We start from the raw sequence: 12,318 nt of genomic DNA, 5'->3' as shown, positions 1-12,318 counted from the left end.
CTTACTTGCTCTCCATTTTTGGACACCATACCTAATTTACCACTATTTGAGCCTTAACTGAACCGTATTGAATTATATGTAACAAAACTGGTAACTTATTGTCAGAAAATATTTTAATACTATCTAAATATTTTTCCCGGACTAAAGCAGTAAAAATTTGGGATTAGTTGATTTTTTATGTCATTTATTTATACGATAAATCCAGGGTTGCATTGAAGAGAAGCTGGATTCTAATATTTTATAATTTAGATTACAGAATAGGGAATAACTGCTTTCCTAATGATTGCGATCTTGCATACAAATTCTTGGACGCAGAACCTAATTATGTAGGGCCGCACTGCACACCTTACCCCTTACTCATATAAATCTCGCGTTAAACCAATTTGTGCCTAAGCCATGATACAGTTGCATTCATGGTTTTTTAAAAGATTAGGTAAAAAACTTGCTCGCTATTTTGTGTCCGGTGGGATTTTGGGAATTTAATCTATTGTAGATAAAATGACCGATCGCGCGATCGAACTTTCGCCACAAAAATAGCAGACTTTGCCTTCGGGCTGTAAGCAGGTACAATTGCCAGTTATATTAACTGTATTGTCTCAAAGTAGAAATGATAAAGGTACGAGCATGGCATCCATCCGCGAGTTGCACCGACAACTGGTCAATAAAGAACGCTCTGCTGTGGAAATTACTCAAGAAACATTAGACCGAATTACCCAGCTAGAGCCGAAGTTGAAAAGCTTTCTGTGCGTTACGGCAGACAGCGCATTGGCGCAGGCCCATAAAGTGGATGCCCAAATCGCAGCCGGAGAGCAAATTGGCCTGTTGGCCGGCATCCCGATCGCCGTTAAAGACAATATGTGTACCGAGGGCGTTCCCACAACCTGCGCCTCTCGAATTTTGGAGAATTTTGTTCCTCCCTACGATGCAACCGTCGTCTCCAAACTCCAAGCAGCCGGTGCGGTGATTGTGGGTAAGGCGAATATGGACGAGTTTGCAATGGGGAGCTCGACAGAAACTTCTGCCTATCAAGTTACCGCGAATCCTTGGGACTTGGAGCGCGTGCCCGGAGGGTCTTCTGGCGGTTCTGCCGCAGCAGTGGCCGCTGGAGAATGCGTCGTGAGTTTGGGTTCGGATACTGGGGGCTCGATCCGCCAACCTGCTGCTTTTTGCGGGTTGGTGGGGCTGAAACCTACTTATGGGTTGGTTTCTCGCTACGGTTTGGTGGCCTATGCTTCTTCTCTCGATCAAATCGGACCCTTTGGCCGGACTGTTGAGGATACGGCTATTTTGTTGGGGGCGATCGCCGGTTACGATCCGAGAGATTCCACGAGTCTTAATGTCCCCATTCCTGACTACGCTCAAGCTTTAAGACCCAGTTTGCGACCGAAGGGTCAGATTAGAATTGGTGTAATTAAAGAAACTTTTGGTGTAGGGCTGGACTCGGGGGTTAAAGAAGCGGTTACTAAGGCGATCGAGCAATTTCAACAATTGGGCGCAGAAATTCAAGTCATTTCTTGTCCCCGCTTCCGCTACGGTTTGCCCACTTACTACATCATTGCTCCCTCGGAAGCTTCGGCAAATTTGGCGCGATATGATGGAGTCAAATACGGTTTCCGGTCTCCAGATCCCGATAATCTTTTGGATATGTATGCCAAAACCCGCTCTCAAGGGTTCGGTGCGGAAGTTAAACGCCGGATTGCGATCGGCACTTACGTATTGTCGGCTGGATATTACGATGCCTATTATCTAAAAGCTCAAAAAGTTCGGACTTTGATTAAAGAAGACTTTGAAAAAGCTTTTTCTCAAGTTGATGTTTTAGTCTGCCCCACTGCTCCTACTACCGCATTTAAGGCAGGCGAAAAATTCAATGACCCCCTGAGTATGTATTTGTCAGATTTGATGACTATTCCCGTGAATCTTGCTGGTTTGCCAGCTTTGAATTTGCCCTGCGGATTTGATGATAAAGGACTGCCCGTGGGTATACAACTGATTAGTAATGTTTTGCAAGAATCTCGGTTGTTTCAAGTGGCTCACGCTTACGAACAGTCTACGAATTGGCACTTACACCACCCGGAATTGCATTAATTTTTGAAAATCGGCGGAATGCTGCGGCGGAAGTTAGTAATCGATCTTGGCTAATTGTCTGAATTAATCATTTGCCATTAGCTTTTGAGCGATCTCTACTTTCCCGCGTGCTCTATCTATGAACAATTTGCTAGTATTCCTTTTGTCTAAATCGCTAATAGCTTTTGGGATAGTTTTTGCCGTTGCTTATTCTGCTGCTTGTGTATTCCTATTTGTAGCGCAAGGTAAGTTTATCTTTTTTCCTGCGCGGGCGATCGAAACTACGCCAGATGATTTTCAGTTGAAATATCAAGATGTCTCGCTGCCAATTCCAACTAAAACAGGCGCGGTGGACAGCGTGCACGGGTGGTGGATTCCTGCCTCGGAAAATCCCCCCAGCCCCCCCCTAGCAAGGGGTGGAGCCAGAAAGGGGGAGGCTGTTCCCTCTGTTAACACCGGAGACTCGGATACCCCCCCCAGCCCCCCCTTGCCAAGGGGGGGAGCTAGAGGAGTCGGAACGTCCCCGCAAAGTGAGAGACCGGCAGTCGCTCCGGTTCCCCCCCTTAACAAGGGGGGGTTAGGGGGGGTAGTTTTGTACCTGCACGGCAATGCTTCAAATGTGGGAGCAAATGTCGAACACGCTTATCGATTTCATCGATTAGGTTTTTCGGTATTTGTGATGGATTATCGTGGTTATGGAAAAAGCCAGGGCGATTTTCCGAGTGAATCTCAAGTTTATGAGGATGCTCAACTTGCTTGGGATTATTTGGTGAAACAGCGGGGGATTAACCCGAATCAAATTTATCTCTACGGTCATTCTTTGGGAGGGGCGATCGCGATCGATCTAGCCGTGCGCCACCCGGAGGCGGCGGGGTTAATCGTAGAAGGCTCTTTTACTTCGACGCGGGCGATGGTTAATTTCCAAAAAGGGCTGTTTTGGATGTTTCCGATAGATTTGTTGCTGACACAGCGGTTTGATTCTCTTTCAAAAGTCGATCGCCTGCAAATGCCCGTGCTGTTTATTCACGGGACTGCTGACAATGTAGTTCCTGTAGAAATGAGCAAAAAACTGTTTGATGCAGCACCTGAGCCCAAACAGCTTTACATAGTTCCTGAGGGAGGCCACACTAATGTGGCACAGATCGGGGGCGCAGAATATCTGCAAATACTGAGCCAATTTTTAGGTTCTTCAAAGTAGATAAAAGCTATTGGCGGTAACAGGTTAAGTTTGATATCTGTACCGCCTGCTCGCACTTCTAACACTACATATCTGAAGCGGAGCATTTATGGCGATGATACCGTTTAGTAAAACCTTAATACATTCAGCCACCAGTCATTCAAGGCATAGCAATAATTGCAGTAATTGTTCGTGCTTATCGCTGGTTCTTTCTTAACTTCGCAGCCTCGCCGAGATGTTTTTTGGTCGGGCATCCGGGCGCCGCAGAGATTGGCATCTGTGAGATTAGCTTTGTTTAATCTCGCATCCCTCAAGTCGGCAGATCTAAGGTCGGCACCGCTGAGATTTGCACCGCTTAAATCGGCTTCTTGGAGGTCTGCACCCCTGAGATTTGCACCGCTTAAATCGGCATTTCTCAGGTCGGTTCTACTTAGTTTAGCGGCGCTCAAATTACTGCATTTTAAATTAGCCAACTGGAGGGATGCGTCTCGAAGAAAACTCTCGCTGAGGTTGGCATTTTCTAAGTTTGCTCCCCTGATGTCGGCCCTGCTCAGGTCGGCGTTGCTGAGGTCGGCGTCAGCCAAAAAGGCGTTTCTCATGTTGGCGTTGTTTAAATTAGCTTCCATTAAGTCAGCGGCAGTCAAATCGGCATCAACTAAGTCGGCCCTGCTGAGAGTGGCGCGGCTCAAGGAAGCGCCAAACAAATCTGCACGGCTCAAGGAAGCGCCAAATAAGTCGCATCCGGGACATCCTCTGGTTTCTAGCAGCCGCTTGACTAGAGAGAGATTTTGAGCTTGCAAGGGAAGTGCAGCGCAAAATGGGAGTAGCATTATCGCTGCAGTCAGAATTTTCAGTTTGATTTTGGTCATAGTCTGGGTAAGTCCTGTAACTGCCTTTCATCACCGATTTGTCTGCTGGACTTACGTGCGGGGGACCAAAAACCCGGCTTCCTCGTTAATTCCTCGCTGTCAAACCCAATATTCTAAGCAGAAACTGGGTTGTTTGCGTAAGTCCTAGTCTAGTGGATGGACGTGACTCGACGGTGTAAGGTTCGATCGCGCTCACGGATATTACTTACGCGTTGGGGATGAAAGCCCGCACATCAAGGCTCCGTGGCAGCCAACGGCGAACGGCCGGAGGCGCTAAATGCCAGGGATTCGGGAGCTTGCGACGGCTGCGACAAGTGACCGACTCGGACAACGGATAAGTATTTGTCATCGATGCAGTTGGATTTTTCTGCCGAGGGCGATCGTTCTCCGTACAGGCGATAGGTAAATAAGCCAATTGGCTTAGACTCTTAAGACATATTGCTGATGCGCTGCCTTCTCTAAAAAAGATAGCATTTTTGTGTGATCCCCGAAAGAATACCGAGCAAGCAAGTATAAAAAAAATACCTGGTGTCTCGGCGGGTGGGAAAATTGGGTACAGCTAATACTTTCATACGAGGAAAATAGATGTCCAACAGCATAGATCAACTTGCAGAAGGCGGCAGGGGGATCAAACTCATGTGGCAGATTGCAGACGAGCTAAGTTACACCCGGACTCTCGACAATCGAAATTGTTTGTCGCTGACCAAAACTTACGAAGTAGAAAATCGCAATCGCTCCCAAAATATAAAAAAAGCTAGCGTTTTAGATGGGTTAATGAATTTATTAAACACCTGGGATTGGCAGACTGAAAAACAGCAGGAAGAAGATCTGCATGAAACTTGTATTCAACATATTAGCCTGCAAGTCAACACAGATGTCAATGCTTTAACCCAAGTTTTGTTGTGGTTTGAACAGTTGAAAGATCTATCGCTCCCCAATGAAGTGTGGTGGAACTTTCAGTTGGCTTTAGCCGAAGGTTTCACTAATGCAGTTCGCCACGCTCACAAAAATCTGCCAGTAGAAACTCCTGTTCAACTGGAAATTAGGGTGTTTAAGGGACGGTTGGAACTCAAAGTTTGGGATTGCGGCCCGTGTTTTGATTTTGATGCTAAGCTGAAGGAAATTCTGGCAGCAGATAGAAATAACGGCTTGGATTTAGAGGTTGTGAACGATACTTGCTTAATGCCTACCAGACAGAAAACTGTGGAACAGTCTCTATTTCTAATTGCTGGGTAGCTTGGGAGTGAGGGACAATTAACAGACTGGCACGGTGAAAAATGTGTTATGCTAAAAACGGTGTTAGGGGAAAAGTTATGGGTTTTGTCTCCGCGTGGGTGAGGGGTTTTGAATACTGCCGACCTGCTGCGGCTTGGTTTAAGAGCTATGGTCTTGGGTGACTCTATAGCGGTTCGATAGAAACGGGTGCATCTGTCTAATTAAATATTAAAAACTAAATATCAAAAGTTAAAAATTATTCACACTAATTTTTGAGCTTTTAATTTATCATAGTATCTGGTCGCTCGCCAATTACTAATGATTTCCAAAGAAACTTTATTTGTTCTGTCTCTATTCCCCTACTTGGGATTTCTCTGGTTTCTGACTCGCTCGGGAAAAACACCCCGTTTAGCTCTGATGGGATTTTACGGCACTCTCGTTTTTGTGGCTGTGACTATTCCCGCCGCAATTTACGCAAAAGTTGCCTACAACGAGTCACTAGCAAATGTCGATTGGCTGCACGGTTCTGCAGAACTATTCTTAACAATTGCCAATATTTTATTAGTTTTAGGCTTTAGAGAAGCGGTGATTAAAGCCAAAGCATCGTCACAGAAGGGCGGCGAGGAGCCAGAGTGTCTTTTAGATGGGGGAGAATAGCCGAGCTCATCTCAGTTTTGTATTTACTCTCCGCATAAATGCTCCAGAATAGCCGTAATTAACAGTTAACTGTTGACATACCAGTTTGTGAGCCGCCAAACGGCAAAATTTTAGGAAAGCATTAGAATATATGGAAACTCACATCAAGCACTTCTAGTGTCCTCACCTTGGTTTCTTGCCACGGGCTCAACCTGAGAGCCGAGATTTTGGGTTAAGAAAGCAAGTTTCTCAGGTATTATCGAGAATGGTGCTCTGGGCGTGAGTGGAAACAGACTACCATGTTGCTAAGTTTAGCTGTGGTGGGAATCTCCAGGCCGGAAAAAAGATGAGCTATTGCCTCAATCCCCATTGCCAAAAGCCGCAGAATGCTGACTCAACCAATTTTTGTCTGGCGTGCGGCTCTAAATTGCTACTGAAAGAGCGTTACCGCGCCATTCAACCTATCGGTGAAGGAACATTTGGCAGAACTTTTTTAGCTGTCGATGAAGATAGGTTGAAAACTCCCTGCGCCATCAAACAATTTTTCCCCCAAGTTCAAGAAAAAGCTGAATTAGAAAAGGCAACTGCACTGTTCAAACAAGAAGCTCATCGGTTGCACGAACTCGGAGAACACCCGCAGATTCCAAGTTTACTGGCTTCTTTTGAACAAGCCAAACGTCTGTATCTTGTGGAAGAGTTAATCGAGGGAAATAATTTGTTTCAGGAGTTGCAGCAGCGGGGAGCTTTTAGCGAGGAACAGATTTGGGAATTGTTAATCAATTTGTTGCCTGTTTTGCAATTTGTGCACGAGCAGCAGGTGATTCATCGAGATATTAAGCCGGAAAATATTGTGCGGAGAACTCCCCAAACCTTGTGGGCTGCGGCGGGATATAGCACCTCAACTCCTGGTAAAGGAAAAGGAGGGGCAAATTTACCTCAATCTTCTGCTGGTATGAAAGGGCTAATTGTCGCTGAATCTCCTGCTGTACAGGGGAAGGCCAGGGGGGGTCAGTTTGTGCTAGTAGATTTTGGAGTTGCTAAGCACATTACCGGCCTTTCTGAGGCGCAAACTGGGACGATAACTGGAACTGCAGGGTATGCGCCGATCGAACAAATTCGCAGCGGCAAGGCTTATCCGGCGAGCGACCTTTACAGTTTGGGCGTTACCTGCATTCACCTGCTAACTGGGGCGGTATTGAAGGATTTGTTCGATGCTTTGGAATGCAAATGGATTTGGCGATCGCACTTGGCGCAAAAAGGCATAAAAGTCAGCCAAAAATTAGCAACTATTTTGAATAAATTGCTCAAAGATTCGGTACGAGAGCGATATCAATCCGCTGCTGAAGTGTTGCAAGACTTGGTAAATTTTGGGCAATATCCCCGCTCTCAAATCAGTTATAATTCGCCCACAAAAATCGCTATTAATTCGCCAGTAACTAACTCGCAGCCAAATACAGCAACCGCCGTCTCGGCCGCGCCGCCCCAGAAGATTCATGTTGTGCCATCCGCTGGCAATCCGAGATTATTGTCGTCTAATAACTGGCGGTGCGAGCGCATTCTCCAGGGCCATTCAGCCCCGGTTAATGCTGTGGTTATTAATCCTCAAGGTAATATTCTCGCGAGCGCCAGCGACGATAAAACAATTAAGCTGTGGAACCTGCAAACAGGTGAATTCATCCATACTTTTTTCGGTCATTCCGCAACGGTTGATGCTGTGGCAATTAGCCCAGACGGGAGAATGCTGGTTAGCGGCAGTTTTGACAGAAAAGTTATTGAGTGGAAGCTGGATAAAAAGGCCATGATTCGCGAATTTTATAGCGATTTTGGTTCGCCGTACAGTCACCGCTACGGCTCCGTGTACTCGGTGGCTTTTAGTTGCGACTCGGGAGCGATTGCGAGTGCCAGCGGCGACCAGAGTATTAAATTGTGGAACCAGCGCAACGGAGAATTGGTTCAAAAACTTTCGGGACATTCTGATAAGGTTTTATCTGTTAGTTTTCGCCCTCAAAGTATGATGCTTGCCAGCGGCAGTGCTGACACAACTATCAAGATGTGGCTTGTAGGTATTGGGGAGAGTGTACGGACTTTTGTCGGTCATTCAGATTGGGTTTATGCGCTCGCATTTAGTCAAGATGGCAAGACGATTGTCAGTGGAAGTGCCGACACTACTGTTAAATTGTGGAATGCCGATACAGGGGAATTGATTAATACTTTGAGGGGGCATTCTGATGCGGTGATTTCGGTGGCGATTAGTCCAGAGCGCGAAATTATGGCTAGCGGCAGTCGAGACGGTACGGTTAAACTCTGGAACCTGGAAACAGGAGAATGTTTGTGCTCTCTTGCTGGGTGCAATCCGGTGGCTTTTAGTCCTGACGGTCAAACTTTAGTCACCGGTGGGGATGGCGGCGAAGTGTTAATTTGGCGCGCGTCTGTTTAGTTGGGCGAGATAAGTGACATACTTGTGAAGGCGATCGGTGTCAGTGTCCAGTAAACGACTGGCCCAAGAATGTACATTAAGTTGCGATCGCATTTCTCGAAACACCGCAGCATCCCCGCGATTGTCTAGAGGAAAAACCCAAGCATCAAATCCAGCCGACTTAAGACGGCTAACAGTTCCCTCGCCATCTTGCACCCACAATTGAGGGTTAATGCGAACGGGTTGACAGGAATATTCACCGACAACAATTCCCCCCACCGACACGCTAGCATCTTCTCCCCGATTGGAAAGTTCTTGCAAAATAGCTTTGAGGGAATTGAGTTTTTTGCCGTCTTGTATTTGCTGGGGTGTCAGCTTGACAATCACCATTTCTAAAACTTCGACAGGTTTTGTCGATCGTACAATGTTGACCGGTTGCGCCGCCCAAGAATTTTGTGTTTCCGGTTGCGCCGCCCAAGAGTTTTGTGTTTCCGGTTCCGTCGCCCAAGAGTTTTGTGTTTCCGGTTGAACCCTCTCGATTTCCTCTGTAACCTGTACTGTTTCCACCGGCTTTGCAGTGTCTACAATTATCTGAATTTCCTCCCCATCTTTCTCAATTTTTCCACTAATCTGTAAGATAGCATTCTCTACAATGTAAGGCTTCACTTGTTCGTAAGCCTTGGGGAACACAACAGCTTTTATTTGATGTGTCAAATCTTCTAATTGCAAAATTGCCATGGCATCGCCTTTTTTTGTCACTACCATTTTGATAGCGTTGAGCATGACAATAACTGATACCTTACCCTTTTTATCTGCTAGCTGTTCGAGAGTTACGACATCGGGAGCTGGGTTTACTTGCATGAGAAACTTCAGGGGATGTTCTGATACATAAAACCCAAGCAATTCTTTTTCTAAACGCAATTTTTCCTGTTTGTCATAATCTTGTACCAATTTAGATTTAGGTGCAGACTCATAGGTATTAACCGACTTACCAAAGCTATTCGTACCTAACAAGTCAAAGAGATTACCTTGGCCGCTTTCTCTATCTCTTTTGCGCTCTTGGGCCCATTTCATCACTCCTTCGAGGTCGTTTACTAATTGCTTGCGGTTGTTTTCAATTTTATCAAAAGCACCGCATTGAATTAATGCTTCTAAAGCGCGGCGGTTGACAGAATGGAGATTTACGCGATCGCACAAATCAGCCAGCGATTTAAACTTACCCCCTTCCTGCCTCGCTGCCAAAATATTTTCAATCGCCGATTCTCCCACATTTTTAACAGCAGAAATTCCAAACAAAATTTTATCTTTTGCAGAGCCCGTCATCTGTTTGGGCATTGGTGTAAAAGTAAGTTCCGAGCTATTAACATCGGGCGGCTCCACCTCAATACCCAGCTTGAGACAATTGGCAATATATTTCTGTACTTTATCCTGATCGCCCCTGTTAGCAGTCAGCAGTGCAGCCATGTATTCTAGAGGATAATTCGCCTTTAAATAGGCAGTTTGATAAGTGATATACGCATAGGCCATTGAATGGGATTTATTAAAACAGTATTCCGCAAATTGCAGCATCTGCGCGAACAGTTTCTCAGCAATTCTTTGACTGACTCCATTCTTAGTTGCACCGTCGATAAACGTTTCTTTTTGCTTCTGCATTTCATCAGCTTTCTTCTTGCCCATTGCACGCCGCAGCAAGTCAGCTTGCCCCAAAGAATAGCCCGCCAAATCTTGAGCCATCCGCATAATTTGCTCTTGAAAGCAAAGCGTTCCGTAAGTCTCTTTTAAAATCGGTTCTAATAGCGGATGATCGTACTCAACTGTTTTACCATGCTTGCAGTCAATAAACTGAGGAATCAAACCTGCATCCAGCGGCCCAGGTCGGTAAAGTGCCAAAATAGAAGAAATATCATCCAGACAGGAAGGTTTGAGTTTTTTCACTACATCCAGCATTCCAGAGGATTCTAACTGAAAAATACCTTCTAAATCTCCTCTTTCTAAAAGTCTATAAGTTTTATCTACATCATTTGGTAACTTTTTGATTCGGGCAAAAGTCTCTTGAGCTCTGCGCTCTATATCAGAAGGTAGCATTTCTGGATCTACAATTAGATTTTGGGTGTGCTTAATATAATCAACTGTTTTCTGGAGCGTTGTTAAATTTTTCAAGCCCAAAAAGTCCATTTTCAGCAGCCCCAAAAATTCCAAATCTTCCATGAAATATTGGGTAATTACAGCACCCTCATTATTTTTTTGCAGCGGTACAAGTTCATCCAACGGCTCTGAAGAAATTACCACACCGGCCGCGTGAACGCCATAGGTTTTGTTGGTTCCTTCAATGCGAATTGCCATGTCAATCCACTGACGAACTGGGACTTCGGTCCCTGTTTCTTCATTGATGCAAATTGTATTTTCATAGTTGTCTTTAAATTCCTGTGCCGGTGTGTCATCGGAAATCATCACTTTAAGTTTCTCCGGTTTTCCCCGGGACACGGGAATTAATTTTGCCATTTCGTCGGCTTTTTTGTAGGGAATACCTAACACCCTGCCAACATCTTTCAAGACAGCTTTTGATGTCATTCTGTTGAAAGTAATAATTTGCGCTACGCGGTCGCTACCATATTTTTCCGTAACGTATTTAATCATGTCGTCCCGCCTTTCTATGCAGAAATCGCTATCAATATCTGGCATTGATTTGCGTTCGGGATTGAGAAATCGCTCGAATAGTAGCCCGTGGTGTACGGGGTCTATATTGGTAATTTTGAGGACGTAGGCAACTAGAGAACCTGCGGCAGAACCGCGTCCGGGACCTACTGGAATATGATTGTCTCTAGCATATTTTATGTAGTCCCACACTACTAAAAAGTATTCTGAAAAGCCCATCTGCTGAAGCATTTTCAGTTCGTATTCTAGTCTTTGTTTGTAGACGGGGGGGATTTCATTTCTGGTGCGGGCTTTGAGGCGTTCTAAGAGCCCCAACCAGGATATTTCTTCTACATAAGTATCGGCTGTATGTTCTGGGGGAATTGGAATTGTGGGAATCCGAGCTTCTCCTGTGAGCTCGTATCTCGATACTTTATTTGCGACTTCTAGGGTATTTTCGATCGCCTCTTTGATTGTTTCATCATCCAAATGGTCTCGAAACAGTTGCGCCATCTCGTCTGCGGACTTCAAATACTCAGTGCCGCTGTAGCGCATCCGCTTGTCTTCTTCAATCAGTTTGTTGGTGTTAATGCAGAGTAAAGCATCGTGTGCTTCTACATCATTGCAGGAAATATAGTGAGAATCATTGGTGGCAATTATTTTAATCTTGAGTTCGCGGGCAATTTTGACGATTTCAACATTAACAATCCGGTCTTCCGGGGAACCGTGGTCTTGAATTTCTAAATAGTAATCTTCTCCAAATACTTCTTTATACCATGTGGCTACTTCACGGGCAGTATCTAGTTTGTTTTGCAGAATCATTTGCGGAACTTCGCCACCCAAACAAGCACTGGTGACAATTAAACCTTCGGAGTATTGTTTTAGCAGTTCCTTGTTGATGCAAGGGCGGGCAAAAATACCTCTTTCAGGCATTCCCTTTAAATGGGAAATTGTGGTGAGCTTGACAAGGTTTTTATAACCTTGGGTATTTTTAGCTAAAACAACTTGGTGGTATTTTCTTCTACCTCGAACTTTTACTTCTATGTCGCCGTTGACGACATACATTTCGTTGCCAATAATCGGCTTAATATTTTTATTTCGGCAAACTTTGATTAGCTCGATCGCGCCGTACATCACCCCGTGGTCTGTAAGGGCGATCGCGGGCATCCCCAATTCCACCGCCCGTTCTGCGAGCTGTTGTAGCTGAGAAGCCCCATCTAGTAAGCTATAATCGCTGTGAATGTGCAAACCAACGAAGGACATAGGGATTTAAAATATAAGATTTGAGAATTTAGATTTTACACCAT

At 45.3% G+C, this 12,318-nt stretch carries 8 protein-coding genes; 5 read left to right on the top strand and 3 right to left on the bottom strand.

Annotation, left to right across the window (positions count from 1 at the left end; all coding sequences use genetic code 11):
- Positions 1–624: 624 nt before the first annotated feature.
- Together gatA and QUA47_RS20990 are read left to right on the top strand one after the other, a co-directional pair.
- Entirely contained in the window at positions 625–2,085 is a 1,461-nt protein-coding gene (gene gatA / locus QUA47_RS20995) for an Asp-tRNA(Asn)/Glu-tRNA(Gln) amidotransferase subunit GatA (RefSeq protein WP_333286488.1), read from the top strand.
- A 118-nt stretch (positions 2,086–2,203) separates the two neighbouring features.
- Positions 2,204–3,262 carry an alpha/beta fold hydrolase gene (locus QUA47_RS20990; RefSeq protein ID WP_333432174.1) on the top strand — a complete coding sequence of 353 codons (1,059 nt, stop codon included), beginning with the start codon at positions 2,204–2,206 and terminating at the stop codon, positions 3,260–3,262.
- A 104-nt stretch (positions 3,263–3,366) separates the two neighbouring features.
- Here QUA47_RS20990 and QUA47_RS20985 read toward each other — a convergent pair whose 3' ends face one another.
- Positions 3,367–4,071, bottom strand: coding sequence for a pentapeptide repeat-containing protein (locus QUA47_RS20985; protein WP_333217635.1), 705 nt, complete (start codon positions 4,069–4,071; stop codon positions 3,367–3,369).
- A gap of 244 nt (positions 4,072–4,315) precedes the next feature.
- The gene (locus QUA47_RS20980; RefSeq protein WP_333432173.1) at positions 4,316–4,525 is read right to left on the bottom strand and encodes a hypothetical protein; all 210 of its coding nucleotides are present in this window, start codon (positions 4,523–4,525) and stop codon (positions 4,316–4,318) included.
- A gap of 170 nt (positions 4,526–4,695) precedes the next feature.
- On the opposite strand from QUA47_RS20980, the gene QUA47_RS20975 reads away from it, so the two are divergent.
- The 3 genes from QUA47_RS20975 to QUA47_RS20965 all read left to right on the top strand — a co-directional run bounded on the left by QUA47_RS20975 (position 4,696) and on the right by QUA47_RS20965 (position 8,398).
- Positions 4,696–5,346 carry an ATP-binding protein gene (locus QUA47_RS20975; protein WP_333286496.1) on the top strand — a complete coding sequence of 217 codons (651 nt, stop codon included), beginning with the start codon at positions 4,696–4,698 and terminating at the stop codon, positions 5,344–5,346.
- A gap of 297 nt (positions 5,347–5,643) precedes the next feature.
- A complete protein-coding gene (locus QUA47_RS20970) occupies positions 5,644–5,982 on the top strand; it encodes a DUF3593 domain-containing protein (RefSeq protein WP_190656609.1) in 339 nt (112 codons plus the stop codon).
- 325 nt (positions 5,983–6,307) lie between these two features.
- Complete coding sequence (locus tag QUA47_RS20965) at positions 6,308–8,398, top strand: protein kinase domain-containing protein (RefSeq protein WP_333432172.1); 2,091 nt, start codon at positions 6,308–6,310, stop codon at positions 8,396–8,398.
- On the opposite strand, the gene QUA47_RS20960 is transcribed toward QUA47_RS20965, so the two are convergent.
- Positions 8,375–12,274, bottom strand: coding sequence for a DNA polymerase III subunit alpha (locus QUA47_RS20960; RefSeq protein WP_333432171.1), 3,900 nt, complete (start codon positions 12,272–12,274; stop codon positions 8,375–8,377). The two genes, QUA47_RS20965 and QUA47_RS20960, sit on opposite strands and share 24 nt — an antisense overlap.
- Positions 12,275–12,318: the final 44 nt, after the last annotated feature.

Source organism: Microcoleus sp. MON2_D5 (assembly GCF_036701905.1).
Classification (GTDB): Bacteria; Cyanobacteriota; Cyanobacteriia; order Cyanobacteriales; family Microcoleaceae; genus Microcoleus.
The sequence above is the reverse complement of the archived record's forward strand: the minus strand, read 5'-3'. Positions and strand labels throughout refer to the sequence as shown.